This window comes from Streptomyces sp. NPDC056734 (genome assembly GCF_042790455.1).
Classification (GTDB): Bacteria; Actinomycetota; Actinomycetes; order Streptomycetales; family Streptomycetaceae; genus Streptomyces.
In genome coordinates, this window is the sequence record NZ_JBHTZD010000002.1 from 283195 (window position 1) to 309971 (window position 26777).

Sequence of the window (26777 nt, forward strand, 5' to 3'; positions counted from 1 at the left end):
AAAATCCATACATGTGCGGAATCGTCGGATATATCGGCAAGCGTGATGTCACCCCGCTGCTCCTGGAGGGCCTCCAGCGCCTGGAGTACCGCGGCTACGACTCGGCGGGCATCGCCGTCACCTCCGCCAAGGCGGCCGGCCTCAGGACGGTCAAGGCCAAGGGCCGGGTCCGCGACCTGGAGGCCAAGGTCCCGGCCCGCTTCAAGGGCACCACCGGGATCGCCCACACCCGCTGGGCCACCCACGGCGCCCCCTCCGACGCCAACGCCCACCCGCACCTGGACGCCGAGGGCAAGGTCGCCGTCGTCCACAACGGCATCATCGACAACGCCGCCGACCTGCGCCGCAAGCTGGAGGCGGACGGCGTCGTCTTCCTCTCCGAGACCGACACCGAGGTCCTGGTCCACCTCATCTCCCGCTCGCAGGCCGAGAAGCTGGAGGACAGGGTCCGCGAGACCCTGCGCCTGATCGAGGGCACGTACGGCATCGCCGTGCTGCACGCCGACTTCCCCGACCGGATCGTGGTCGCCCGCAACGGCTCCCCGGTCGTCCTCGGCATCGGCGAGAAGGAGATGTTCGTCGCCTCCGACATCGCCGCGCTGGTCACCCACACCCGGCAGATAGTGACGCTGGACGACGGCGAGATGGCCACCCTGAAGGCCGACGACTTCCGCACATACACGACAGAGGGCACCCGTACGACGTCCGAGCCCACCACGGTCGAGTGGGAAGCGGCGTCGTACGACATGGGCGGCCATGACACCTACATGCACAAGGAGATCCACGAGCAGTCCGAGGCCGTGGACCGGGTGCTGCGCGGCCGGATCGACGACCGCTTCTCCACGGTCCACCTCGGCGGCCTCAACCTCGACGCCCGCGAGGCCCGCGCGGTCCGCCGCGTCAAGATCCTCGGCTGCGGCACCTCGTACCACGCGGGCATGATCGGCGCCCAGCTCATCGAGGAGCTGGCCCGCATCCCCGCCGACGCCGAGCCCGCCTCCGAGTTCCGCTACCGCAACGCCGTCGTCGACCCCGACACCCTGTACATCGCCGTCTCCCAGTCCGGTGAGACGTACGACGTACTGGCCGCCGTCCAGGAGCTGAAGCGCAAGGGCGGCAAGGTCCTCGGCGTGGTGAACGTGGTCGGCTCGGCGATCGCCCGCGAGGCCGACGGCGGCATCTACGTGCACGCGGGCCCTGAGGTCTGCGTGGTCTCCACCAAGTGCTTCACCAACACCACGGTCGCCTTCGCGCTGCTCGCCCTGCACCTGGGCCGGGTCCGCGACCTCTCGGTCCGCGACGGCAAGCGGATCATCGCCGGACTGCGGCAGCTCCCCGCCCAGATCGCCGAGATCATGAAGCAGGAGCAGGAGATCGAGCAGCTGGCCAAGAGCTACGCGGACGCCCGCTCGATGCTCTTCATCGGCCGGGTGCGCGGCTATCCGGTGGCCCGCGAGGCGTCCCTGAAGCTCAAGGAGGTCTCCTACATCCACGCCGAGGCGTACCCCGCCTCCGAGCTGAAGCACGGCCCCCTGGCCCTGATCGAGCCCGCCCTCCCCACGGTCGCGATCGTCCCCGACGACGACCTGCTGGAGAAGAACCGCGCCGCGATGGAGGAGATCAAGGCCCGCAGCGGCAAGATCCTCGCGGTCGCCCACCAGCCCCAGGAGAAGGCCGACCAGACCCTCCTGGTCCCCAAGAACGAGGACGAACTCGACCCCATCCTCATGGGCATCCCCCTCCAGCTCCTCGCCTACCACACGGCCCTGACCCTGGGCCGAGACATCGACAAGCCCCGAAACCTGGCAAAGTCGGTAACGGTGGAGTAGCCGAGAATCGCCGGGCCGGAGTACGCCCCTAAGGGGCGCGGGGAACTGCGCGACCGGCCCCCACCCACCCGCACAGGCCCCCCAACGGAACGAGCCCCCACGTGCTGCCACCAGCCACGGGGGGCTCGCTCACTGTCACCGGACCACAGAACCCGGCCCGGCCCACGCGACTAGCCGACAGCCGTCACACCCCGCCCGGCCGCCCGCCGCGGCAACGCGGTCGGCCAGTGCGCAAGCACCGCCGTAGCCGCGTACCAGGCCACCGCGCCCGCCGCGACGGCGACCCATCCCCCGACCTTGGCCAGCCCGTCGTTCTCCGCGAGGAACGCGATCGCGAGCAGCACCAGGGAGACGAAGAACAGCCCGTACGCGACCTGTCCGAGCTGGTCCCCACCGGCGAGGGTGAGGGTCAGCGCGACCAGGGCGAACAGCAGCAGGAACAGTCCGGCCGCGTTGGCCGAGACCTGGTCGCCGACCGAGACGGCCCAGGTGAACCAGAGGGCGCCGAGCACCGAGAAGGCCGTACCGGAGGCCGTGTCACGGTCACGGAAGGCCAGCAGCCCGACGACGAAGAGGGCGACTCCGCCCACGTACTGAGCGATTGACGCGGCATCAGTGGCCGACACGCCGTCGACCACATCGGTGAATCCGAACCCGAAGGCCAGCAGGGTGATCCCCAGGGCGAGTCGGCCGACCACAGTAGTGTTTCCGCTTCCCGCGGAGACAGCGTTGTCCACGGCGGGCTCCCTTCATGCATGTGCGGTTGTGGTGCCCGATGTATGCCCTTCACAAAGGCACAAACACCTCTACGCGCGAGTAGATTGGGCGAGCCGGGGAAAGCCCGGAGCGCAACCGGAACGGCCCATCTCACCTGGGACGACGGCGAGTTACGGAATGACGACGACGGGCCGCTTCGCGCGCTTGGCGAGCCGTCCGGCGACCGAGCCGAACATCCGCCCCACGATGCCGTGCGTGGATCCGACGACGATCGCGTCCGCCTCGTACTCCCGCCCGACCTCTTCGAGTTCGTGACAGATGTCGCCGCCGCGCTCGACCAGGATCCAGGGCACCTCGGCGAGATAGTCCGCGCAGGCCAGCTCCAGCCCCAGCACCTCGGTGCGGTGGTCGGGGACGTCCACGAAGACGGGGGGCTCACAGCCGGCCCAGACAGTGGTCGGGAGCCGGTTGGCGACATGCACGATGATCAGGCCCGAGCCGGAGCGCCGGGCCATGCCGATGGCGTACGCGAGGGCACGCTCGCTGGAGGTGGAGCCGTCGAAGCCGACGACGACGCCGTGCTTGAAGGCAGGGTCGCACGCATGGCGTGGCTCTTCCGCCGCCAGGGGATCGGCCGCCGTGTGGTCGGCGACGGGCCGCTTGCGGTCCGCGGGTTCGGAGAATTCGTGACCGGCCATGGCTGTCTCGGCGTTGTGATCCTTCATAGGGGAGAGACGACTGTGTCGTCCGAGCTGTGTCCGGGAAACATCTTCCCAACCCCATACCCGCAAGGGTACGGCGGCACGCCTCCTTCGCCCAGTTCCCGCACGGCTGCCCGGCGGGTTTCGTGGAGCATGCACGAGGGGGCGCCCGTCACGCAATGGTTGCTGCCCCGTACAGGCGGTTTGCACAGGATTCGCTGACGCGCAAGGGTGACCGCCCGTCCCGCTCGCTGACAGTGACCGTCCCGGGACGCGGACGTTGAAGTGCGTGAACCATGCCACAGGGAGCACGCCATGTCCGCACCCCGTACCGCCCCAGCCGCCCCCTCCACCCCCGCCCCTTCCTCCCCCTCCTTGGCGTCCGGCGGCGCCGCGGGCGCCTCACGCCGGGCCCCGGCCCCGCAGGACCCCTCGCCCGCACCGCGCACCCCGCCCCCGGCGGCACCGGGCGCGGCGGCGGACCCGGCCGGGGACGTGGTGCGCTGGGCGGTCTTCAGCTGCACCCTCGTCCCCCTGGTCCTGCTCTGGTACGGCACCTCCCTGGCCGGCGCGGCCGGTACGGCGCTGGGGCTGGCCGCGGTCACCGGAGCGTGCCGGGTGCTGCTGCGCCGCTCGGAGCGCCGCGCCCGCGCGACGGCCGGCGAGGAGCCGTCACCCAGCCTTCCCCGGCACCCGGGCAAGGAGCCGTCACCCAGCCCTCACCGGCACCCGGTCGAGGGCCCGCCGCCCCCCGCCCGACAGGCGGGAGCGGGGCGGGGAACCGCCCCCGGAGCCGCCGGGAACCCCCCGCACGCCTGGGAGACTCCACGCCACCCGGGCGGGAACGGCCTCTCGGGCTGACGCAGACTGACCGGTTTCCGCGCACCGGCCCGTATCTTTTCAGCCAACTTCTGGTTCCCGTGCATCCACTGGTCTGACCACCCTCCACGCCCCGTTCGACCTGCACGGAAAGGGTCTCAGGCGGCTTCCGCACCCTACGCGGATTGGCCACCGCGACAAGGCGCACTTCCCTGCACGTCCCGGGAGTGCAACGCTTCGTGATCGAATGCTTTACGCCAAGTTGCCAAGTCGACAATCCGCAGGGGTGGCAATCCGGTCACACCCGCGGTGCGGGACCCAGTAGATTCGATCTTGACTGTCGTATGGCGGGGGACTCGTGCAGGACCGAGGGGAAACGTGCAGGAGCGACACAACCGAGGAGCCGCGACCACCGAGGGGGGCTTAGCAGTATGAGCCACGACTCCACTGCCGCGCCGGAAGCCGCGACCCGGAAACTGACCGGGCGGCGGCGCAAGGAGATCGTCGCGGTGCTGCTGTTCAGCGGCGGCCCCATCTTCGAGAGTTCCATACCGCTGTCGGTGTTCGGAATCGACCGCCAGGACGCCGGTGTGCCGCGCTACCGCCTGCTGGTCTGTGCCGGCGAGGACGGCCCGCTGCGGACCACCGGGGGCCTGGAACTCAGCGCGCCGCATGGCCTGGAAGCGATCTCACGGGCGGGCACGGTCGTCGTGCCGGCCTGGCGTTCGATCACTTCCCCGCCACCGGACGACGCGCTCGACGCGCTGCGCCGGGCCCACGAGGAAGGCGCCCGGATCGTCGGGCTGTGCACCGGCGCCTTCGTCCTCGCGGCGGCGGGCCTGCTGGACAGCCGCCCGGCCACCACCCACTGGATGTACGCGCCGACGCTGGCCAAGCGCTATCCGTCGGTCCACGTCGATCCCCGAGAACTCTTCGTGGACGACGGCGACGTACTGACCTCGGCGGGTACCGCCGCCGGAATCGATCTGTGTCTGCACATCGTGCGCACGGACCACGGCAACGAGGCCGCCGGGGCACTGGCCCGCCGGCTGGTGGTGCCGCCACGCCGGAGCGGAGGCCAGGAACGCTACCTGGACCGCTCTTTACCAGAGGAGATCGGCGCCGACCCGCTCGCCGAGGTCGTCGCCTGGGCGCTGGAGCATCTCCACGAGCAGTTCGACGTGGAGACGCTGGCGGCCCGCGCGTACATGAGCCGACGGACCTTCGACCGCCGGTTCCGGTCGCTGACCGGCAGTGCCCCGCTGCAATGGCTGATCACTCAGCGGGTGCTCCAGGCGCAGCGGCTGCTGGAGACGTCGGACTACTCGGTGGACGAGGTGGCGGGCCGCTGCGGCTTCCGCTCCCCGGTGGCCCTGCGCGGTCACTTCCGCCGCCAGCTCGGCTCGTCCCCGGCGGCCTACCGCGCCGCGTACCGGGCCCGCCGTCCCCAGTCGGACAAACCGTCCGAACCGGACCACGGCTCACCGTCCTCCCTCCCGCCCACGACCGCCCACCTCGCCCCGCCCCACGCCCTCCACCCGGACTCACCGGTCCCGCTCCAGTCCCGCCGCACCGCGGCGGCGAGCGCGCTGGGCGCGGGGGCACCGCTGGCGAGTCTGCCGGGGCAGCGCAGCGGTATGTGAGCGCGGGGAAGTCCCGCTGAAGGCGCCGAGGGCGCGGACCAGGTGTCCGCGCCCTCGGCGTGTCCGGCGACGTGAAAGCGGCCGGGCCCCGGGGGCGTCCGCTCAGGGTCGGTGGTACCGCGGGCATCGCAGGTGCCGACGTCGGCCGTAGGGTGGTCGCATGAACGATCGCATGGTGTGGATCGACTGCGAGATGACCGGCCTCTCGCTGTCCGACGACGCGCTCATCGAGGTGGCCGCCCTGGTCACCGACTCCGAGCTGAATGTGCTCGGCGAGGGCGTGGATATCGTCGTCCGTCCGCCGGACTCCGCCCTGGAGACGATGCCGGAGGTGGTACGGGAGATGCACACCGCGTCCGGACTGCTCACCGAGCTGCCGGGCGGCACGACCCTCGCCGACGCCGAGGAACAGGTCCTGACGTATGTACGCGAACACGTCAAGGAGCCGGGCAAGGCCCCCCTGTGCGGCAACTCCGTCGGCACCGACCGCGGCTTCCTGCTGCGCGACATGCCGACGCTGGAGAGCTACCTCCACTACCGCATCGTGGATGTCTCCAGCGTCAAGGAACTGGCCCGCCGCTGGTACCCGAGGGCGTACTTCAACAGCCCCGAGAAGAACGGCAACCATCGCGCGCTCGCCGACATCCGCGAGTCGATCGCGGAACTGCGCTACTACCGCCAGGCGATCTTCGTGCCCCAGCCGGGCCCGGACTCCGAGACCGCGCGGGCGATCGCCGCACAGCACGTCCTGCCTGCGCGGTAACCCGGATCGGGCCCCCTCGCGGACCCCCCGGAAAAGCCGGGCGCGAGCACCCCTTCGGACCCTGTACACTTTTTCTCGGCTGGTCGGGGAGACAACAGTCTCAACCGCCGGTCATGGTGGGTGTAGCTCAGTTGGTAGAGCACCTGGTTGTGGTCCAGGTGGCCGCGGGTTCAAGTCCCGTCACTCACCCTCGTAAGGCGAAGGGCCGATCCGGTCGAACCGGGTCGGCCCTTCGTCATGCCCGTCGCAGGTCGTGTTCGTCGCAGGTCGTGTCTGGTGTGGGTCGTAGCCGATGAGGGCCACGTCGTCCGGGAGGCAGCGAAGAAGGCGTCCCGGTGGCGGCGGCCGGTGATCTCAGCTGTCGGAGTCGACGGCGGCGCGCGTGGCTGCGCGGGATCGCTGGAGGGCCGTGCGGGACTGTCGCTGGGGGACGGGACGCGACACCAAATGGGGGGGAAGGTGTCGCGTCCCGCTACTCCCCTCGGGGTCCGGGCGTGTCAGGGCGCCATTGCCAGGGGAGGTCGGGGCGCCGAGGCGATGCCCTTGGGGGAACAGGGCATACGCTATCTAAGCGGAACCCGGCAAATACCCTGTAACGGGCGCGAGTTGGGATTCTTAGGGTGGGCTTAAGGAAGGGATCGGGAGCGGTTAAAGGTCGGGACCAGCCGGCGCGGGCGGCGTCTGCGCACACCCCCGCGATGCCCTCGCCGCTCCGGGCGGTGCCCGGCGAGCTGGATCCAGACCCGCACCTCGGTGCCCCCGAGCACGGAGGAGCCGATCCGTACGTCCCCGCCGGTGGACTCGGCGAGCCTGCGCACGATGTCCAGGCCGAGCCCGGTCGAGCCGTCGGCGCCGGAGCCCCGGCCCCGGGCCATGGCCGCCTCGGGGTCGGCGATGCCCGGCCCCGCGTCGGAGACCAGGACGATCACCGCGTCCTCGCCGTTGTGCAGGTCGACCGCGAAGGCGGTGCCCACCTTGGTGTGCCGGAAGACATTGCCGAGCAGTGCGTCGAGCGCGGCGGCCAGATCGGCGCGGACCACCGGTATCCGTACCGGCGTGTCCGCGCCCGCCACCCGCCACTTGCGGCCCTCGTCCTCGGCCAGCGCGGACCAGAACACCATCCGCTCACGCACCACCTCGGCCGCGTCGCACCCGGCGCCCGGCCCGGCGGCGCCGGTCTGCGGCTTGGCCTCGCGGGCCGTGCGGATGATGGTGTCGACCTCGCGCTCCAGCTGGGCGACGGCCGCGCGGGTCTGCTCGGCGGCCGGTCCCTCGCCCAGCGAGGCCGCGTTGAGCCGCAGCACGGTCAGCGGGGTGCGCAGCCGGTGGGAGAGATCGGCGGCCAGCTCCCGCTCGTTGGCGAGCAGCTGGACGACCTGGTCGGCCATGGAGTTGAACGCGACGGCCGCGAGGCGCAGTTCGGTCGGGCCCTCCTCGGGGACGCGGGAACCGAGCTTGCCGTCGCCGAGTTCGCGGGCGCCCTCGACCAGCCGCTGGGCGGCCCGCACCATCCGGGCGCCGAGCCGGTCGGCGACCGCGACCGAGCCGACGATCAGGGCGAGTCCGACGCCCACGAGCACCGTCCACGCCGTGTGCACGCCCGCGCCGACGGCGGCGTCGGCGACGTACACCTCGACCACGGCTATCTCCCCGGAGCTGAGCGCGACCGGCTGGAGCAGGGCGGAGCCGTCGGGGACCTGGACGGTGGCGGCGCGGCCCAGCCGCCGGGTGGACTCGATGTCCTCGGGCAGCGCGCGCCGCATGCCGATGCCGGCCGCCTCCGCCGCGCCGTCGACGGCCGGCAGATGCACGGCCATCCGGTCACCGGAGCCCGCGGACGCGACCGCCCGCCGAAGCTGCTCGTGGTCGGTGGTGATGGACAGCGCGGGGGCGATCTCGGCGGCGTCCCGCTCGGCGTTGGAGAACGCGCGATCGCGGGCCAGTTCCTTGATGACCAGGCCGAGCGGGACCGCGAAGGCGACCACGACCATCGCCGTGACGGCCAGGGAGACCTTGACCAGTGCCCATCTCATCGCGGCGGCTCCGCTCCCGGTGGTTCCAGCTTCACCCCGACGCCCCGCAGGGTGTGCAGATAGCGCGGCCGGGCCGCGGTCTCGCCGAGCTTGCGGCGCAGCCAGGAGAGATGGACGTCGATCGTCTGGTCGTCGCCGTACGACTGCTGCCACACCTCGGCCAGCAGCTCGCGGCGCGGTACGACCACACCCGGCCGCCCGGCGAGGAACGCCAGCAGGTCGAACTCACGGCGGGTCAGGTCGAGGCGGAGGCCGTCCAGCTCGGCCTGGCGGCGCAGCGGGTCGACGGTGAGGCCGCCCACCCGCAGCACCGGCGAGGGCGGGGCCTCCCCGGTCGTGGCCCGCGAGCGGCGCAGCACGGCGGCGATCCGGGCGGAGAGGTGCTCCACGGAGAACGGCTTGGTCAGATAGTCGTCCGCGCCGTCGTTGAGCAGCCGCACGATCTCGGTCTCGTCGTCGCGCGCGGTGGCGATGATGACCGGCACATCGGTGATGCCGCGCAGCATCTTCAGGGCCTCGGCGCCGTCCAGATCGGGCAGTCCGAGGTCCAGGATGACCACGTCGAAGCGGAAATGGGCGACCTCGCGCAATGCCTCCAGCGCCGTGCCGACACTGCGCACGGTGTGCGTGGCGTCGGTCAGATGCCGGATGAGCGCCGAGCGTACGAACTGGTCGTCCTCGACCACGAGCACACTTGCCATGCGCGGCACCGTACGCCATACGGGCGACGCCCATCCGCCCCCTGTGGACAACTCCCGCGTTGTGGACAGCGAGGGGGCAGCGGCGGGGCAGCGGTGGGACAACGCCGGTGCGGGTGAGGCACTATGGCGCGATGCTGCGCGGATTCGTACACCTTCTGGCTTGGTCGCTCGCCACGGGCGCGGCGGTCACGCTGTCGTGGTGGGGCGTCCATACGGTGATGGTGGCGACGGCGTACGACCCGCCGCGCGCCCTATCGGTCACGGTGGCCGCCGAGTCCCCCGAGGCGCCGGATCCGCAGGCCACGCCCACCCCGTCGGAGTCCTCGGAGCCCTCGGGCGGGTCTGAGGAGGCGGACAGCCCGGCCGCCGCGAGCGAGCCCCCGGCTCCGCCCGAGCTGTCCGCCTCCCCGGCCGCCCCCTCCTCGGCCTCCGCCCCGCCCGCCTCCGCCCCGGCCGCCTCCGGCGAGATCCGCAGTTACGACACCGAGGGCGGGCGGGCGGTCTTCGACATCGGCGACACCTCCGCGTCCTTCGTGTCGGCGACGCCCGCCACCGGCTGGTCGATGCAGGTGTGGCCCACGTCGACCTGGATCCGGGTGGAGTTCGCGTCGGGCGAGGAGCGGGTGTCGGTGTTCTGCACCTGGCACGACGGTCCGCCCCGGGTGAATGTCGAGACCTACTAGCGGCGATCGGGGGCGACACGCCGGGGTCGGTCGTTCGTTCGCACTCCGGGAATACGGTAAGCTGATCACAGAGCAGCCGCCCGGAACACCCGGTCACTGCCCGTGCGTTGGTGGTCCAAGGAAAGACGCCCCACTTCCTGTGGGGAGATGCAGGTGCAAGGCCTGCCCGGCGCTCCAGATGATGCAGTTGACGGACCCCGTCCAGCGATCGCGCGGGACGGGGTCCGTCGCGTTGTCACCCCTACGGCCGTGCCACCTCCGGCGACGGAGGGCGGACAGTACCCGCCATTTTCGAGGTCTTCCGGAAGCCGGTGATGTGCCCCGGTTTTCTTTGGAACCGGTCAATTGCGGGCGGCTACGAAACACCGACATCCGGTACGAGTCCGCGAGCCGGCCCTGCGCGAGGGGATCGTTTCCGGTCGCCGACGCCCCTTCGATACGTCAACTCGCTGACGGAATTGGGGATCTGTACAGCACTGACGTCACCCACGTCACCCACGTCACTCTGCTCTCTGCCCCCACCCACAGACAGGGACGACCTTGCTGGCATCCCCGAGAACCCGCGCGAGAAGCCGGTTCACCGCTGCCCTCACGCTGCTCCTGGCGGCGGGACTCACCGGCACCCCGGCCATGGCCGCGCCGGACGCCTCCGTACCCGTACTCTCCCCCTCCGCCTACCGCTCGGTGACGCTGATCACCGGCGATCAGGTGCTCCTGGACGCGCAGGGCGACGCCGTCGGTGTCACGCCCGGCGAGGGCCGGTCCGGCATCCCGCTCCAGATCGGCCGGACCGGCGAGCACACCTATGTCGTGCCCGCCGACGCCGAGCCGCTGATCGACGCGGGCACGCTGGATCTGGCGCTGTTCGACGTGGCCGAGCTGAGCCGCCCCGAATACGGCGAGGTGGCGGGCGGCGGGGCCCCGGTGCTGGTCCGGTACGCGACCGAGGACCCGGCGGCACGCGGCCGGCTGGACGCGGGCACGGACGCCGAGGTGCGCGAGCTGGCGTCGGTGGACGGCGAGGCGGTCGTGGTCGCGCCGGAGGAGACACCGGCGGCCTGGTCCGCGCTCACCGACACCGAGGACGGCCGCAGTGAACTGGCCCCGGGCGTCGCGTCGTTGCGGCTGGACCGGGTGGTGACCGCCGCCCTGGACACCAGCGTGCCGCAGATCGGCGCCCCCGGGCTGTGGGAGGCGGGCCTGGACGGGACCGGCGTACGGATCGCCGTCCTGGACACCGGCATCGACACCACGCACCCGGATCTCGCGGGCCAGGTGGTCGCCGGGCAGAACTTCTCCTCGGACGCCGACCTGCGCGACGGCAACGGGCACGGCACGCATGTCGCCGCCACGGCCGCCGGGACCGGCGCGGGCTCCGAGGGCCGCTTCAAGGGCGTGGCGCCCGGCGCGGAACTCCTCGACGGCAAGGTGCTGAACACCGCGGGCTCCGGGCTGACCTCGGGGATCGTCGCCGGGATGGAATGGGCGGTGGCGCAGGGCGCCGATGTCGTCAACCTGTCCCTCGGGGCGACCGACACCCCGGGCACCGACCCGCTGGAAGAGGCCGTGGAGGCGCTGTCCGACCGGGCGCTGTTCGTGGTCGCGGCGGGCAACGCCGGGTCGGGGGCGGGCACGCTGGCCTCGCCCGGGGTCGCGGAGGCCGCGCTGACCGTGGGCGCGGTGGACAAGCTGGACCAGCTCGCGGACTTCTCCTCGCGCGGGCCGCGCATGGACGGCGGCGTCAAACCCGATGTCACCGCGCCGGGCGTCGCCATCACCGCCGCCTCGGCCGAGGGCACCCGGCCGGACGCCCCGCACCCGGCGCCCGGCTATGTCACCCTCAACGGCACCTCCATGGCCACCCCGCATGTCGCGGGCGCGGCGGCCCTGCTGATGCAGCGTCACCCGGAGTGGAGCGGCGCCCAGGTCAAGGCCCTGCTGACCGGTTCGGCGCTGCCCGGTGACGGTACGGCGTACGAGCAGGGCACGGGCCGGATCGACCTCACCCGCGCGACCACCCAGAGCGTGGTCGCCGAGCCCGGCTCGCTGAACTTCGGCCGCGCCGAGTGGCCGCACACCGACGACGAGCCCCAGACCCGTACGGTCAGTTACCGCAACCTCGGCGACACGTCGGTCACCCTCGAACTGACCGCCGCCACCACCGGCCCCGACGGCGGCCCGGCCCCCGAGGGCCTGTTCACCCTCGGCGCGGACCGGGTCACCGTCCCGGCGGGCGGCACCGCGGGCGTCGAGGTCACCGCCGACACGCGCGTCGGCGGCGAGGCCGACGGGGCGTACAGCCTGACGCTGACCGCCGCCGGGGACGGTCAGAGCGTGCGCAGCGCGGGTGGTCTCGACCGGGCGGGCAATACGTACGAGGTCACCATCGAGGCCACCGGCCGGGACGGGCTGCCGCCCGGGATCTTCAGCTGGGCCGCCTGGCTCACCGGGCTCGGCAATGGGGTGTTCGAGCTGGTCAGGGGCGAGAACGGCACCGCGACCGTGGAGGTCCCGGCCGGTGACTACACCCTGGTCGGCCGTCACTTCGCGGCCGGTGGCATCGACAACCTGGTCGCCCCGAAGGTGACCGTCGACCGGGACATGACCATCGCCTTCGACGCGCGCGACGCCCGGCCGGTCGAGGTCACCCTGCCCGATCCGGGGGCCAGGGGCTACGCCACCTTCATGTCGACGGTGGTCCGCTCGGGCGGCCTGGAGGCGTCCTCCAGCATCGGTCTGCCGGCGAGCCTGACGGGCGCTCGCACCGGTCTGATCGGCGACCCGCCCACGCCGGGCGAGGTCACCTCGTACTTCGTCTCGCACTGGACCGGCGGCGACGGCAGCGAGTACCACCTCGCCCACACCCTGCCCGACAGCTTCTACACCGGTCATGTCCAGCACGTCGCCGCCGCCGACCTGGCGAAGCTGACCCTGCGCCAGGGCTCCTCCGTGGCGGGCGCGACCGGCGTGAACTGGACGCTGCTGCCCGGCACCGGCACCTCCGGCGTCGGCTACTACAGCGACCTGCCGAACACGCGGACCGTCTATCTCCAGGGCGACTACACCTGGTCGGCCCGCTCCGAGCAACGCGATACGACCAACGGGAGCCTTCAGACGCAGTACGAGATCCCCGCCCGCGCGTACCGGCCGGGCGAGAGCCGTACGGAGACGGTCAACACGGGCGTGTTCGGCCCGGCGCTGGGGGCCGGGACCGGCGGGGGCGGACTGGTCCGCGACGGGGACACGCTCAGCGGCTCGATCGCCCCCTTCACCGACGGGGCGGGCCACGCGGGCGGCAGCCTGTACGACCTCGCCGCGACGACCACCAGTCTCTACCGCGACGGCCGTCTCCTCGCCACCGCCGACGGCCCGCTCGACTCCGCGCGCTTCCAGCTGCCGCCCGGCAAGGCCCGCTACCGGCTGGTCACGACGGCCGCCCGCCCGGCCGCGATCGCCTCGGTCACCTCCGAGGTGACCTGGCAGGCCGAGTTCACCTCCGCCCACACGTCGTCCCCCACCGCCGTCCCGGCGAGCGTCGTCCGGTACGCGCCCGAACTGGCGCTCGACTCCACGGCACCGGCGGGCGCGCGGCAGCTGATCCCGGTCACCGTGGCGGGTTCGGCGGCGGGCCGCGGCCTCGCCTCGCTGTCCGTGTCCGTGTCGTACGACGACGGCGGGACCTGGCGTCCGGCGGCCGTCCGGCAGGGGGCGGTGACCGTCACGAACCCGGCGGCGGGCGGGTCGGTGTCCTTGCGGGCGACGGTACGGGACCGGCAGGGGAACGCCTTCGGCCAGACGATCCTGGACGCCTATCGCACGACGTGAGCGGGCCGCTCCGGCTCACCCGGGCCCGCGCGCTCTGACCTATCGGAAGACGGACGGCGGTGGTGCCGGTGACGCCACCGCCGCCGCGTCCGTCACCGGGAGCGCCCCGCCCGTGAAGCCGGTCAGCTCGCGGCCGTGCGCCACCCGGGCGGGGTGCGGGTCGCAGGCGGCGCGGCGGGTGAGTTCGGCGAGCGGCAGCGGCAGGTCGGAGGCGACCAGTACGGCGTTGCCGAACCGCTTGCCGCGCAGTACCGCCGGGTCGGCGATCAGGGCGACCTCGGTGAACCGGGCGGCGGCGGTGGCGATCTGGCCGCGCAGATGGGCGAGCGGCGGCCCGTCGGCGAGGTTCGCGGCGTACAGGCCGCCCGGCCGCAGCGCCCGGCGGACCTCGTCGAGGAACTCGGTGGAGGTCAGATGGGCGGGGGTGCGGGCGCCGCTGAACACATCCACCAGGATCAGATCGGCCCATCCGTCGGCGACCTTGGCGAGTCCTTCGCGCGCGTCGGCCGACCGGACCCGGATCCGGGCCCCGGCCGCCAACGGCAGTTCGCGCCGGACCAGTTCGACGAGGGGTGCGTCCCGCTCGACGACCTGCTGGGTGGCGCGGGGGCGGGTGGCGGCGAGATAGCGGGCCAGGGTGAGGGCACCGCCGCCCAGATGCACCGCCTTCAGGGGGGTGCCGGGCGGGGCGGCGAGGTCGATGACATGGCCGAGGCGGCGCTGGTACTCGAAGGAGAGGAACGCCGGGTCGTCCAGATCGACGTGGGACTGCGGTGCCCCGTCGATCAGCAGCGTCCAGGCCCGCGCCCGCTCCCGGTCCGGGATCAGCTCGGCGAGCCCGCCGTCGACGGTCTCGACAAGGGCCCCGGCGGGTCGGCGCCGGGGCGTGTTCCTGGACTTTCCCATGGGGCCAGTGTCCCAGGGGGTGGGGGGCGGCGCCCGTCCTGGGCACCTGGTCATGTGCGCGGGGTCGGCGGCGCCGGATATGGGGTCGGATACGGGGTCGTGGATGTCGGGTCGGGGACGCCGGGTCGGCGGCGTCCGGTCACGGACACCGGGGCGGGGGACACCGGGGCGGGGGACGCCGGGTCGTGGGCGTCCGGTCCGGCCTGGGGCTCGTACGGCCTGCGGCTCGTACGGCCTGGGGGCCCGTACGGTCTGTCGTCAGCGGCAGTTGTCCGCCGCCGCGATCAGCCGGGCCGCCTCGCCGAGGGCCTCGCGCAGCACGGCCGGGTCGGTGGCGCGGTCGGTGTCGCCGGGGGGCAGCAGCCAGCCGGAGCCGTCGGCGGGGGGTTCGGGGGCGGCGACGCTCAGTCCGCGGCCGTCGGTCTCGGTACAGGTGCTGCCGGGGACGTCCCAGGCGGCGGCGGTGCCGGGCGGCACCAGAAAGCCGAGGGTGTCGCAGCCGTCGTCGTGGAGGACGGGGCCCACCGCCTCGCAGGCGCCCCGGCGCAGGATGTCGACCGCCTCAAGTCCCTGCCGCGCGGGGACGGTCACGAGGTCCCACTCGGTCGGCGGCGCGCTGTGCACACCTCTCGCACTCCGCGCACCACGGAAATCGATACTCTGCCTGGTCTCCATCCCGGCCTCCACCACGAACCTCCTTGGGCATGCGGTCGGGAGTCGGGTGGCTCCCGGTCCGCAGGGTTCAACGCGGCGGAGCGTCAACGGCTACGCCGGAAGTGCGCCGCAAAGGATGGCAGTTCATGGCAGATCACGGATGAGATATCCGGTTTGTAGCCAAACACCGCGTGGCGGACCCCCCACGGGGGTACGTTCGTGCCGCCGGACCACAGGGGCACCATCCTGGCAAACCTGACCAATAGGTCAACTCTCCTCACATCCGGCAGGGTTCGACGGTTCGCATGAGAGGACCCGGCCATGACGTCGTCAACGGTGACCTCGTCCCAGCCCCCACGGCCACCGCGGCCGAACCTCGCCTTCCGGCGACTGCGCGGGCGGCGCTCACCGGCCGAGTTCGCCGCGGAGGTGCGGCGGGCCGCGCGGGAGATCGGCGAGCAGGTCAGCTGTGACGCGCGCTACATCGGCCGGGTCGAGGCGGGTGAGATCCGCTGCCCCAACTACGCGTACGAGCGGGTGTTCCTGCACCTGTTCCCCGGCCGGACGCTGACCGACCTGGGCTTCGCTCCCCGTTCGTCCGTCCGCGGCCGGGCAGCGCGTACGACGCCCCGGGCGTCCCCCGCGCACAGCGCGAGCCCGGCGCGGGAGGTGGGTGAGGTGCGGGGGGAGCATCCGACGGGCGGGGCACGGGACCCGTACGCATGGCACCACGACTACGAGGAGAGCGACGTGCTGCGTCGCGCGTTCATGACCGGCGGTGGCGTCACCGTGGCCGCCGCCTCGCTGGGGCCGCTGGCCCTGGCACCCGGCGCCCTCGCCGCGCAGCGTTCCGGGCCGCGGGCCGGGGCGAGCGAGGCGGGTGCCCTGGAGGAGGCGGTCCGCAGGATCCGGCTGCTGGACGACCGGCACGGCGCCGACGGTCTCTACCGGCGTGCGGCGGCCCCGCTGCGCGCCGCCTACGCGCTGCTGGACGCGGGCGCGACCCGGCAGGCGACCGCCGACCGGCTGCACTCGGGCGCCGGGGAACTGGCCATCTCGGTGGGCTGGCTGGCGCATGACTCGGGCCGGTTCGACGACGCCCGCTCGCACTACGCGGAGGCGCTGGCCACCGCGCGGGTGGCCGGGGACGCGGGACTGGAGGCGCACGCGTTCTGCAACACGGCGTTCCTCGCGCGGGACGCCGGGCGGCCCCGGGAGGCGGTGCGGACGGCGCAGGCCGCGCAGCGCATCGCGCGCCCGCTGGGTTCCGCGCGGCTGATGTCGCTGCTCGCGCTGCGGGAGGCGGGCGGCTGGGCGGGGCTCGCCGACCGCACCGGCTGCGCCCAGGCCCTGGCCCGCGCGCAGGCCCTCTTCGAACGGGGCGCCTGCGACGCCGACCCGGAGTGGATGACCTTCTACGGCGAGGCCGAGCTGGAGGGCCTTGAGGCACAGTGCTGGTCGACCCTCGGCGACTGGTCCCGCGCCGCCCGGCACGCCCGCCGGGCCGCCCATCTCCAGGACCCGCACTTCACCCGCAACATCGCCCTGTACACCGCGGAACTCGCTGACGACCTCGCCCGCGGCGGCCGCCCCGACGAAGCCGCCCAGGCGGGCCTCAGCGTCCTCGCCCTCCTCCACCAGGTCCAGTCCTCCCGCATCCAGACCATGCTCGCCGGCACGGCCCGGGTCCTCCTCCCCCACCGCCGCGCGTCGGGTGTGTCGGACTTCCTGGAGCGACACGCTGCGCTGCCGCGGGCGGTTTGAGGGGTGGGGTGGAGGGTGGGGGCAGGGGCGTCGCGTTGCTTGTCGGTGGCTGTGGGTGGGTCGGGGGTGGTTGCGGTCGTCCGAGCGGGGGCGTTTTCCCGGCACCGCCGCGCGGGGCGGGCGGGTCGCCTGCTGGCTGCCGCGCGGGGCGAGCGGGTCACCTGCGGGTGCCGCATGGGTGGGGGGCTTGCGGCCGACCGGGCGGCAGCCATGGGCACCGCGCCCAGCCGCAGAAACAGCGACACACCCGCGGCCAACCCCGTCGGCACCCACTCCCCCACGCTCGTCCGCGCGGATGACCCTCCAGAGGGCCGCCCGCGCGCGGGCGGGAAAGGCGGGTCGCGGGTGGTCGCTCGTCTTTCTGTCCGCGCGGCCCGGGAAACCGAGCTGCACGGCTGCCGTCGACGGCGTGTTCGAAGGGGCCGGGGGACCCGCTCGGTGCTATCCCAGGTGCCCCCGGTCGTTCCAGGTCTCGATGGCCGGTTCGTCGTAGGCCCAGGACAGGAGGGAGAGGGAGGTCGGGGCCAGTTTGATGCGGGCGGCGAAGAGGAGGGGGAGGCCGAGCCAGCGGGCTGCCAGGGCGCGCAGGATGTGGCCGTGGGCGAAGACCAGGACATCGCGGTCGGACGAGCGGGCCCAGGCGACGATCTCGTCGGCGCGGGAGGTCAGGTCGGCCGTGGTCTCGCCGTCGGGGACGCCGTCGCGCCAGATCAGCCAGCCTGGGCGGACGGCCTGGATCTCGTGCGGGGTCATGCCCTCGTACGCCCCGTAGTCCCATTCCAGGAGCGTGTCCCAGGGCGTGGCGCGGTCGCCGAAGCCGGCGAGTTCGCAGGTCTCGCGGGCGCGGACGAGCGGGCTGGTGCGGACCTCGGCGTCCGCGAGGCCCTCGAAGGGCGGCCGGTGCAACCGCTCCCCCAGCAGCTTCGCGCCGCGCCGGCCCTCTTCCAGGAGGGGGACATCGGTCCTGCCGGTGTGCTTGCCGGACAGTGACCACTGGGTCTGTCCGTGCCGGGCCAGCAGGATGCGCGGTGCCATGGCGGGGGCCTTTCCGGAATGCCGGGCGTCCGAGGAGCGCCGGGGGGTGTCGTGGCGGTGTCGTGGGCTTGTCGCCGGGGTGTCGCCCGGGTGTCGCGGGGCGAGAAGCCGGACGGCTTCCTCCATCATCGCCTACGCCCATATAGGGCAACCCGGCGGGAGATCTCTGCGTCTTCCCGGGCTGGAGTGCCCCATCGGAGCTGCGGGTGTACGCCGTAAAGTGACACGACCGGGACGAGGGGGAGGGCGATCGGATGCCGCATTCCGACAGTACGGGCATCGAGGCGTCCTCAGCACCCCGCCCGCGCTGGTGGACCGAGCTGCCGCTGCTTCTGCTCGTGTACGGCTGCTACTCCGCGGGCCGGCTGCTCGCCCGGGGCGACGAGTCCACGGCCGTCGACCACGGTCTGGCGATCCTGCGTCTGGAGAAGGCGCTGCGGCTCAACGCCGAGCATCCGCTCAACCGGCTGTTCACCCGCGAGCCATGGATCGGGATACCCGCCGACTTCTGGTACGCCTCGCTGCACTACCTGCTCACCCCGGCCATCCTGATCTGGCTGTTCCGCTCCCGGACCGTGCGCTACCGCGCCGCCCGCACCTGGCTGATGACCTCGACCTTCATCGGCCTGATCGGCTTCACCCTGATACCCACCTGCCCGCCCCGGCTGCTCGACCCCTCCTACGGGTTCGTCGACACGATGGCGCAGTACAGCGCGTACGGCTGGTGGGCGGGAGAGGCGAGCGCGCCGCGCGGGCTGGGCGCGATGACGAACCAGTACGCGGCGCTGCCGAGTCTGCACGTCGGCTGGGCGCTGTGGTGCGGGGTGATCCTGTGGCGGTTCGGCGGGACCCGGCTGACGAAGGCCGCGGCGGTGCTCTATCCGCTGGTGACGACGGTCGTGGTGATGGGCACCGCGAACCACTACTTCCTGGACGCGGTCGCGGGCGCGCTCGTGATGGGCGCGGGACTGCTGCTGACGCCGTACGTGCTGCGGGCCGCGGACCGGCTGGGGGCGGCCGTCACGGCCCGGTACCCGGCGTTGGCTTGGGGCTCGTGGGCCGCGCGGGCCCCGGTTGTCAGTGGTGGATGCCAGACTTCCACGGGTGAACGAATTCCACGGCAGCGCGAGTCACCAACCGGACCGGGTTCCGCCCCCGCGGACCCAGGAGCCGGCGGCGTCGCGGGATGGGAACTCTCCCGCAGCGGCGAGGCCGAGAGCGTGGGCAAGGCTCGCTGAGCTGCGCGGCCCGGGCGTCCCGGCCAAGGCTATGGACGCGCGCGCCCTGGCGGCGCTGGCCGCCAACCCGGGCTGTTCCCGCCGGGCGATCCTGGACGGCGCCGGGGTGAACAAGGCGAAGCTGGCGAGCGCGCTGGGCTCCCCGTCGGTGTTCGGCCAGTCCCAGTTCGCCTTCGCGCGGGGCAACGCCTTCGAGGCCCGGGTCAATGCGGACGGCGGCGCGGAGCTGCTGGGCCTGGTGCACCGCACGCTCGACGCGGGCGCCGAACCGCCCGCCTCCGCGCGCGTGCCCGACCTGTCGGCGACCGGCCCCGAGGGCCGCGCGGCGCGTACGGCGCTGGCGCTGCGCGCGGCCACCCCCGCCGGGGCGTGGACACTGCTGGACCATCCGATGCTCGCCCTGGACGTGGCGGGCGCCCCCGCGTTCCTGGAGCCGGACGCGGTGGTGGTGCACCCGGACGGGCACTGGACGGTCGTGGAGATCAAGTCCTTCCCGATGCTGGACGGTTCGGCGGACCCGGCGAAGGTGGGCGCGGCGGCCCGCCAGGCGGCGGTGTACGTGCTGGCGCTGGAGGAGGTCGCCGCGCGCCTGGACCCCGCCCCGCGCGTGGGTCACCAGGTGCTGCTGGTCTGTCCCAGGGACTTCTCCAACCTGCCCACCGCCTCCGCCGTCGACGTCCGCAAGCAGCGCGCGGTGACCGCCCGCCAGCTGCGCCGGCTGACCCGCCTGGACGAGATCGCCGCCGCCCTCCCCGAGGGCACCTGCTTCGCCCCCGAGCTGCCCGCCGAGCAGCTGGTGGCGTCCGTCGAGTCGGTCCCGGCGGCCTACGCGCCCGAGTGTCTGTCGGCCTGCGAGCTGGCCTTCCACTGCCGGGCGCGGGCCCGCGAGGCCGGCGCGGTGACCGCCCTCGGCCGCCCGCTGCGCGCCGAACTCGGCGCCCTGACCGACGTGGAGGGCGTCCTGGCGGCGGCCCGCGGCGCGTACGGCGACCCGGACGGCCCGGACGGCCCGGCTGACGCGCACGACCCGCACGATCCGCACGACCCCACGGTCATCGCGCTGCGCCGGGCGGCGCGGCTGCGGGCGGAGGCGCTGGGCGAGGCGGCGGCACGGCGGCTCACGGTCGTCGGGCCGGTGACCGGGACGCCGGGCGCGGGGAGCCCGGAGAGCGAGGGCGCCGTATGTCGCTGATCTCGACGCTCGCCCGGCTGGAGGCCGTGCACACCGGGCGCGCCCAGCCCGCCGCCACCGTCCGGCACCGGCAGCTGTCCGCGCACCCGCTGGTGTTCGTGCCGCTCACCACCGCCGGTGAGGCCGGTGCGCCGCTCGGGGCGCTGGTCGGCACCGACCGGGACGCGCCCCGGCTGCTGACCGTGGCGCAGCCGCGCGACCGGGAGCTGCGGTTCGCGTTCCTCGCCGAGCTGGCCGACGTGGTCCTGCCCTCTGTCGACGCCCACGCGGAGTCGGTCGAGGCCGCCGAGCGCACCGAGACCGACCCGGAGACCGGCAAGCGGGTCAAGGTCGAGGTCGACCTGTGCGCGGACGCCCCGCAGCTGATCGTCCCGAACCGCGCGGGGGTGGCGTACGTACGGCTGCTGGGCCGTTCGACCCGGTTCCGGCGGACGGCGGAGCAGGACCCGGAGGCGCCCTATCCGGCGCCCCCGCGCGTGCCGCTGCTCGGGCGGTGGCTGACGCACTACGGGGAGCGGGCGCGCGTGCCGGGCTCCTCGCTGCTCCTGGCCATGACCGATCTGCTGTCCCGGCACTGGGCGACCGGCCAGTCCGGCATGGAGGACCAGCATCTGGGCACGCTGCTCGCCTGGATCGACCCGCCCGGCGGCGGTTCCGGCGCGGGGGCGGCACTCGCGGCGGAGCTGGACCGGGACCGGGAGGGGCAGTTGCGCTGCCCGCCGGCCGGTCCCGCCACCGACCCGGCGTTCGACAACAAGCTGCTCGCCCCGGCCATCGACCGCTACGACCGCGCGCGTACGGCGTTCGCCGCCGCCGAGGACGGCCTGGAGGCCGACGACCGGCTGGGCGAGGTCACCGCCGCCGAGCGAGCCGTCCGGGAGCTGGTGGCGTCCCGGACGCTGCCCACCTGGCACGCGGTCTGGCGCGGCCTCGACCTGCTGCGGGAGCTGCCCGAGGGCGCGCGGGTCCAGGAGCGGTGGACGCGCGACCGGTGGTCGTTCACCGGGCACCGCGACCGGGTCCTCGCGGGTGAGCCGCCGCAGCCGCGCCACGACGACGCGGTGACCGCCGCGAACAAACTCGCCACCCGCGAGCGCGAACAGGCCCGCCTGGAGGCACAGGAGGCGCTCGACGACCCGCTGGTGATGGCGGGACGGCGGCTGGCCGGAGAGGCGCTGGTGGGCGAGGTCGTCGAGGTGGTCATGACGCACAGCGAGGGCAAACGCCCCAGCCCCCGCCCGCTGGTCACGGTCCGCACGCAGGACCGGCCGCATCTGGGTGAGCGGGCGAAGGTGTTCCGCTCCCTGGGCGGCAAACCGCAGGCGGCCGAGTTCGCCGGATACGCCGGACACGACGAGTCCGGTGGGTCCGGGGAAAACGGGGGCCCTGTCCCGGGGGACGGCAGCGCGCTGGTCGTGCTGCGGATCCTCGACAAGATGGGCCGCGGCAAGGAACCGGCGGAAGGATCGCTGCCGGAGAAGGGCGACCGGGTGTGCTTCACCCTGTTCGAGCACGAACAGCGCGGCGGCGCCCGGCTCCCCGAGCCGGAGAACACGCCATGGACCCACGGCGGGCCACCGGGTGAAACGGCCGGATCGACCGGACCGACCGGATCGGCTGAATCAACCGGATCAACCGGATTGACCTCCGATCCCGTCACCGAGGAGGACATCCTGTGACCACGACCTCCCCCGGAACCTCGTCCTGGGCCTCCCCCGGCCCGCCCCCGCTCGACCCCGGCACCGCGGCGGCGCGGGCCACCGACGCGATCCTGCGTGACACCCTGCGCGGCACCGAGCGCGGGGTCGTGGTCGACTCCCCGCCCGGCGCCGGGAAGTCCACGCTGGTGGTGCGCGCCGCGCTGGAGCTGGCCGACGCCGGACGCCCCCTGATGGTGGTCGCGCAGACCAACGCGCAGGTCGACGACCTGGTGCTGCGGCTCGCCGAGAAGCGGCCCGAGCTGCCGGTGGGGCGCCTGCACAGCAGCGACTCCGACCCGTACGACAAGGCGCTGGACGGCCTGGAGCAGGTGCGTACGTCGGCGAAGGCGGCCGAGCTGGCGGGCCTGCCGGTGGTGATCTCGACGGCGGCGAAGTGGGCGCACGTCCAGGTGGACGAGCCCTGGCGGCACGCGATCGTGGACGAGGCGTACCAGATGCGCTCGGACGCGCTGCTGGCCGTGGCCGGGCTGTTCGAGCGGGCGCTGTTCGTGGGCGACCCGGGGCAGCTCGACCCGTTCTCGATCGTCGGCAGCGAGCAGTGGGCGGGGCTGTCGTACGACCCGTCCGCCTCGGCCGTGATGACGCTGCTCGCGCACAATCCGCAGCTCCCGCAGCACCGGCTGCCGGTCTCCTGGCGGCTGCCCGCGTCGGCGGCACCGCTGGTCTCGGCCGCCTTCTACCCGTACACCCCGTTCCGCAGCGGCACCGGCCACGGGGACCGGCGGCTGACCTTCGCCGTCCCGGCCGACGGCTCCGGCCCGGACCGGGTGATCGACGCGGCGGCCGAGTCCGGCTGGGGCCTGCTGGAGCTGCCCGCCCGGCACACCCCGCGCACCGACCCGGAGGCGGTCCGCGCGGTGGCGACGGTGGTACGGCGGCTCCTGGACCGGGGCGGCGCGGCCACCTCGGAGCGCTCACCCGATCCCGTACCGCTGACGGCGGGCCGGGTCGCCGTCGGCACCGCCCACCGCGACCAGGCGGCGGCCGTCCGCGCGGCCCTGGCCGAGCTGGGCGTGTCCGGGGTCACGGTGGACACGGCCAACCGGCTCCAGGGCATGGAGTTCGACGTCACGGTCGTCCTGCATCCGCTGTCCGGCCGCCCCGACGCCACCGCCTTCCACCTGGAGACGGGCCGGCTGTGCGTGCTGGCGTCCCGGCACCGGCACGCCTGTGTCGTGGTGTGCCGGGCGGGCGTGAGCGAGCTGCTCGACGCGTACCCGTCGACCGAGCCGGTGCAGCTGGGGACGGTGGTGAAGTTCCCGGACGGCTGGGAGGCCCATCATGCGGTGTTGTCGCATCTCGGCGAGCATCGGGTGAGCTGGCGGCCCTGAGCCGGGCCGGCCCGGCAGCGCCGGGCGCCGGACGGTGCTGCCGCCCGGCGTCAGGTGCGGGTCCGCGGCCGTCGGCGCGGCCCCCTTGCGCGTACGCGAGACAATGGACGGTGGCCCGTGGTGTTCGAGTGCGGGTACGCCACCGACCGTACGAGGAGGAAAAGACATGGCGGAGCCCACGCCGCGCCGCAATGAACCGCGGCTACGCCCCGCGCCCCTGCTCTTCGAGCCGATGCAGGCGGCGGCCGATCCGGAGCACTTCTTCGACCTGGAGTCGATCGACGACCCGCGTGCGCTGCTGGCGCGGGCGACCGAGCTGGCACAGGCGTTCCGGGCGGCGGCCGACCGTGCGGTCGAGTTCCAGGCGATGGCGGCGGCCCAGCTGGCCGATCCGCGCCGGTTCGACCGGCTGACCCCGGCGGACCTCGCCGAACAGGCCGAGTGGACCGAGGACTACGCGAAGAAGATGGTCGAGTTCGGGCAGGATCTGATGCGGGGCGCCGAGGGGAGCCGGGGGCGGGGGCATGTGGATCCCGTGTGAGCCGTCCGGTGGGGTGCGGGTAGCTCTGTTGGCCCCTTGCGGGCCTTCGGGTTGCTTCACCGGCCCCAGGTGGCGCTGAGTGGGGCTCGGGGGCGCCGGTGGTCCGGCGGCTCCGGCGGCTCCGGCAGTCCAGTTGGCCCAGTTAGCCGAGTTGGCCCAGTTGGTCCGGCCGACCCGGCCGGTCCGGCACCGCGCGCCTCGCATATGCCAGGCGGGCAAGATACTCCCACACACCCCCTCCTGTCTCGATTTTCGGCAACTCGTTGAGATCGGATGCTCACAGCAGGTAGATCTGGACGACATGAGCAGCGCCCGGAATGAACCTTTCTCCACAGCCCCCACCACCATTTTCGCCGCCTTTCCCTCACCCTCCACACCGCCGTTCCCCGATGCCGCCGAGGTCTCCGGCGTCACCCCGGACGGCGCCGACTGGCTCGCCTCGGCCGGCACGTACCCGCGCAGCACCCTCGCGCTGTGGCAGGAGCATCCGGAGGCCCCCGTCGTCCTGCCCTGCGGCACCGCCTTCGACGTGGTGAGCGCGCCCGCGATGTTCGGCCGCCGGATGCTGGACCGGCTGTGGGACGACGGGCCCGGCTCCGGCCCGGTCGCCGTCTACCGGGGCCGTGTGCTCCTCTTCGCCGCGTCCGGCACCGCCCAGCGGCTCCCCTCACTGCTGCACTGGGAGGAGTGGGGCGCCCGCGCGGACGGCCCCGGCACCGAGGCCGACGGCGGCCGTGCCGAAGGCATCCCGCCCCTGCTGTGCCACGGCACCGGCGACGCCGTGACCGTCCCCGCGCCCACCGCCCCCACCGGCTGCGCCGGGCCCTTCGACAACCGCTGGCTCGTCGCCCCGGACACCCGCCACCCCTGGCTGCCCGGCCCGGAAGTGCTGCTGTGGGCCGCCGTGCGGGCCGCCCGCTCCGCCGTACGTATTTCGATTTTTCCTCCCCAGGACCAGGATGCTAAGGTCTACGACGTCAGCAGGCGCCGCTAGCTCAGTTGGTTAGAGCAGCTGACTCTTAATCAGCGGGTCCGGGGTTCGAGTCCCTGGCGGCGCACGATGACGATGGCGAGACGTTCGCGGAAAGCGAGCTGTCTCGCCATCTCTGTTTTTGCGCGGCCTCCGCCGCGCGTCGTGGGGGCTTCGCCACCCACACCCCCACCCCCCTTCTTCCGCCGGTTGACCTTCCCGTTGCCCGGACAGGGGCGGTCAGCTCGTGGGGGTGATGCGGATGGTCCAGGCTCCTGTGGCGGTGCGGTTCTCCACCTTCACCCGGACCTGGGCGCCGGGGACCGTGAAGCTCTCGCCCAGTTCCACGGGGGCGTCGGCCAGGGGTGGGTAGACCGAGTTCTGCCAGCACGCCTCCTTGCCGGGGTGGGCGTCGACGACCTGGACGGGGCCGGCGCCGGACGCGGTGTCGGCCTCGATCCGGTAGACCAGGACACCCTGGCGGCAGGTCGTGGCGTCATTGCCGACGGCCCCGCGCGCCTCGAAGGCCAGCGCGCTGCCGGGGCCCGTACGGACCACCGCGAGCTTGGTGCCACGGCCGGTGCCGAAGGCGGGGGAACCGGCCGCGCCGGTCGCCGGGGCGTCCGGGCCCACGCCCAGGGACTCCAGGGTGAGCCGGGTCGGGCCGGAGCCCGGGACACAGACGACCTGGCGGTCCTCCAGCCAGCCCAGCTTCCACTTGTGCCAGGCGAAGAGATCCGGGGCGAGCCCGAACTGGCTGCCCATCAGATCCCAGTCACCGACATGGGTGTCCCAGTCGCCGTGACCGTCCACCGGACGGTGGTAGAGGTCCGGCAGATCGAAGACATGGCCCGTCTCATGGGCCAGAACCAGCCGGTCCGGCGGATGCTGCTCGAAGACCGTCACCACCCGGCGGATGTCCGTGCCGTCCGCGCGCAGCGGGGTGTCCAGGTTCACCACCTTCGTGGCGTCCGAGTCCACGCCCGGGGCGTCCGGGTCGGCGACGAAGTAGACGACGTCGTAGCGGGAGAAGTCCACCTGGCCGTCGGCCGCGGCGAGGGCGTCGCGCAGGTAGGCGGCCCGGTGGGCGGCGTTCCAGTCACGCTGCATGGCGTACGCGGTGGACGGGCGCGGCATGCGGATCCACTGGCGCAGTGGGTGCGGGCGCAGGCTGAAGCGGCCGTAGGAGGCGCGGGAGAAGAAGTCGGAGGTGGCGGGGAAGTGATCGGCGGTCAGTTCGGCCGGGTTGGTGCGGGGGGCCGCGTCCGGGAAGGACAGGAAGATCATCACCGCGTCCAGGGACCGGGCCGGCTTCGGATACGCGGCGTTCCAGGTGTCGAGGCCCTCGGAGTGATGGGCGTCGGTACGGGTGAGGGCGCACGGGGAGGCGGCGAAGGGCTCGGCGATGGAGGGGGCGGTGATGAAGGAGGTGGCGGCGACGGCCGACAGGACGGTGAACACGGCCGCGGTGCTGCGCAGTCGGGGGCGCGGAAGCGGACGCGGCACAGGTACCTCCGGGAGCGGATCGTGGGACACCGCACCCAGCCTGTGGGAATTTCATGTCGTATGCCCTGTTTGTCTACCCCGGGTGGGTGAGGAGCCGGTCACACCCGCCGCGTCAACACCCCGGGAATGTTCACGGTCCGTCACAATCGGTCGGTGGTTGTGGAAACCGGTCCCCGCACGGGCAGAAACGATCTGTCAGGACAGT

General features: G+C 73.3%; 21 protein-coding genes and 2 tRNA genes. 15 read left to right on the forward strand and 8 right to left on the reverse strand.

Annotation, left to right across the window (positions count from 1 at the left end; all coding sequences use genetic code 11):
* Nucleotides 1-11: 11 nt before the first annotated feature.
* Nucleotides 12-1829 carry a glutamine--fructose-6-phosphate transaminase (isomerizing) gene (glmS, locus tag ACFRFC_RS03280; RefSeq protein WP_382681556.1) on the forward strand — a complete coding sequence of 606 codons (1818 nt, stop codon included), beginning with the start codon at nt 12-14 and terminating at the stop codon, nt 1827-1829.
* A 170-nt stretch (nt 1830-1999) separates the two neighbouring features.
* Here the strand turns inward: glmS and ACFRFC_RS03285 are convergent, their stop codons facing one another.
* Together ACFRFC_RS03285 and ACFRFC_RS03290 are read right to left on the reverse strand one after the other, a co-directional pair.
* A complete protein-coding gene (locus tag ACFRFC_RS03285) occupies nt 2000-2566 on the reverse strand; it encodes a GPR1/FUN34/YaaH family transporter (RefSeq protein WP_382681553.1) in 567 nt (188 codons plus the stop codon).
* A gap of 150 nt (nt 2567-2716) precedes the next feature.
* The gene (locus ACFRFC_RS03290; protein WP_382682075.1) at nt 2717-3244 is read right to left on the reverse strand and encodes a universal stress protein; all 528 of its coding nucleotides are present in this window, start codon (nt 3242-3244) and stop codon (nt 2717-2719) included.
* Nucleotides 3245-3562: 318 nt separating this feature from the next.
* Here ACFRFC_RS03290 and ACFRFC_RS03295 point away from each other — a divergent pair, with 318 nt between their 5' ends.
* The 4 genes from ACFRFC_RS03295 (at nt 3563) to ACFRFC_RS03310 (ending at nt 6661) form a co-directional block, all read left to right on the forward strand.
* Nucleotides 3563-4108 (forward strand): hypothetical protein, encoded by a 546-nt coding sequence (locus ACFRFC_RS03295; protein ID WP_382681551.1) that lies wholly within the window; start codon nt 3563-3565, stop codon nt 4106-4108.
* Nucleotides 4109-4497: 389 nt separating this feature from the next.
* On the forward strand, nt 4498-5709 hold the full coding sequence (locus ACFRFC_RS03300; protein ID WP_382681548.1) for a helix-turn-helix domain-containing protein: 1212 nt from the start codon (nt 4498-4500) through the stop codon (nt 5707-5709).
* Nucleotides 5710-5869: 160 nt separating this feature from the next.
* On the forward strand, nt 5870-6472 hold the full coding sequence (orn, locus tag ACFRFC_RS03305; protein ID WP_382681545.1) for an oligoribonuclease: 603 nt from the start codon (nt 5870-5872) through the stop codon (nt 6470-6472).
* Nucleotides 6473-6588: 116 nt separating this feature from the next.
* Nucleotides 6589-6661 (forward strand) — tRNA-His (locus tag ACFRFC_RS03310).
* Nucleotides 6662-7098: 437 nt separating this feature from the next.
* Here ACFRFC_RS03310 and ACFRFC_RS03315 read toward each other — a convergent pair.
* Both ACFRFC_RS03315 and ACFRFC_RS03320 read right to left on the reverse strand, forming a co-directional pair.
* Complete coding sequence (locus tag ACFRFC_RS03315) at nt 7099-8505, reverse strand: sensor histidine kinase (protein ID WP_382681542.1); 1407 nt, start codon at nt 8503-8505, stop codon at nt 7099-7101.
* Nucleotides 8502-9206 (reverse strand): response regulator transcription factor, encoded by a 705-nt coding sequence (locus ACFRFC_RS03320; RefSeq protein ID WP_382681540.1) that lies wholly within the window; start codon nt 9204-9206, stop codon nt 8502-8504. Before ACFRFC_RS03320 ends, ACFRFC_RS03315 begins: the two co-directional genes overlap by 4 nt.
* A 131-nt stretch (nt 9207-9337) precedes the next feature.
* Between ACFRFC_RS03320 and ACFRFC_RS03325 the strand changes: the two genes are divergently transcribed.
* Together ACFRFC_RS03325 and ACFRFC_RS03330 are read left to right on the forward strand one after the other, a co-directional pair.
* Entirely contained in the window at nt 9338-9889 is a 552-nt protein-coding gene (locus ACFRFC_RS03325; protein WP_382681537.1) for a hypothetical protein, read from the forward strand.
* 540 nt (nt 9890-10429) lie between these two features.
* Complete coding sequence (locus ACFRFC_RS03330) at nt 10430-13714, forward strand: S8 family serine peptidase (RefSeq protein WP_382681534.1); 3285 nt, start codon at nt 10430-10432, stop codon at nt 13712-13714.
* 39 nt (nt 13715-13753) lie between these two features.
* On the opposite strand, the gene ACFRFC_RS03335 is transcribed toward ACFRFC_RS03330, so the two are convergent.
* Both ACFRFC_RS03335 and ACFRFC_RS03340 read right to left on the reverse strand, forming a co-directional pair.
* Nucleotides 13754-14620: a spermidine synthase gene (locus tag ACFRFC_RS03335; RefSeq protein ID WP_382681532.1), complete on the reverse strand. Its 867-nt coding sequence runs from the start codon at nt 14618-14620 to the stop codon at nt 13754-13756.
* Between the two features lie 258 nt (nt 14621-14878).
* Nucleotides 14879-15310 carry a hypothetical protein gene (locus ACFRFC_RS03340; protein WP_382681529.1) on the reverse strand — a complete coding sequence of 144 codons (432 nt, stop codon included), beginning with the start codon at nt 15308-15310 and terminating at the stop codon, nt 14879-14881.
* A 285-nt stretch (nt 15311-15595) separates the two neighbouring features.
* Here ACFRFC_RS03340 and ACFRFC_RS03345 point away from each other — a divergent pair, with 285 nt between their 5' ends.
* Nucleotides 15596-17038, forward strand: a complete 1443-nt coding sequence (locus ACFRFC_RS03345; protein WP_382681527.1) for a hypothetical protein — start codon at nt 15596-15598, stop codon at nt 17036-17038.
* 441 nt (nt 17039-17479) lie between these two features.
* On the opposite strand, the gene ACFRFC_RS03350 is transcribed toward ACFRFC_RS03345, so the two are convergent.
* On the reverse strand, nt 17480-18073 hold the full coding sequence (locus ACFRFC_RS03350; protein WP_382681526.1) for a histidine phosphatase family protein: 594 nt from the start codon (nt 18071-18073) through the stop codon (nt 17480-17482).
* 254 nt (nt 18074-18327) lie between these two features.
* On the opposite strand from ACFRFC_RS03350, the gene ACFRFC_RS03355 reads away from it, so the two are divergent.
* From ACFRFC_RS03355 to ACFRFC_RS03385, 7 genes are all read left to right on the forward strand, one after another.
* A complete protein-coding gene (locus tag ACFRFC_RS03355; RefSeq protein WP_382681523.1) occupies nt 18328-19311 on the forward strand; it encodes a phosphatase PAP2 family protein in 984 nt (327 codons plus the stop codon).
* 31 nt (nt 19312-19342) lie between these two features.
* Nucleotides 19343-20503 (forward strand): hypothetical protein, encoded by a 1161-nt coding sequence (locus ACFRFC_RS03360; protein WP_382681520.1) that lies wholly within the window; start codon nt 19343-19345, stop codon nt 20501-20503.
* Complete coding sequence (locus ACFRFC_RS03365; RefSeq protein ID WP_382681517.1) at nt 20494-22182, forward strand: hypothetical protein; 1689 nt, start codon at nt 20494-20496, stop codon at nt 22180-22182. Before ACFRFC_RS03360 ends, ACFRFC_RS03365 begins: the two co-directional genes overlap by 10 nt.
* Nucleotides 22179-23555 carry an AAA family ATPase gene (locus ACFRFC_RS03370; protein ID WP_382681514.1) on the forward strand — a complete coding sequence of 459 codons (1377 nt, stop codon included), beginning with the start codon at nt 22179-22181 and terminating at the stop codon, nt 23553-23555. Before ACFRFC_RS03365 ends, ACFRFC_RS03370 begins: the two co-directional genes overlap by 4 nt.
* Nucleotides 23556-23721: 166 nt before the next feature.
* Nucleotides 23722-24096, forward strand: a complete 375-nt coding sequence (locus tag ACFRFC_RS03375) for a hypothetical protein (protein WP_382681511.1) — start codon at nt 23722-23724, stop codon at nt 24094-24096.
* A gap of 301 nt (nt 24097-24397) precedes the next feature.
* Nucleotides 24398-25090, forward strand: a complete 693-nt coding sequence (locus tag ACFRFC_RS03380; protein ID WP_382681509.1) for a bifunctional DNA primase/polymerase — start codon at nt 24398-24400, stop codon at nt 25088-25090.
* Nucleotides 25081-25154: transfer RNA gene (locus ACFRFC_RS03385), tRNA-Lys, on the forward strand. The genes ACFRFC_RS03380 and ACFRFC_RS03385 overlap by 10 nt, the downstream gene beginning before the upstream one ends.
* 152 nt (nt 25155-25306) lie before the next feature.
* Here the strand turns inward: ACFRFC_RS03385 and ACFRFC_RS03390 are convergent.
* Nucleotides 25307-26572 (reverse strand): M6 family metalloprotease domain-containing protein, encoded by a 1266-nt coding sequence (locus ACFRFC_RS03390; protein WP_382681506.1) that lies wholly within the window; start codon nt 26570-26572, stop codon nt 25307-25309.
* Nucleotides 26573-26777 lie beyond the last annotated feature (205 nt).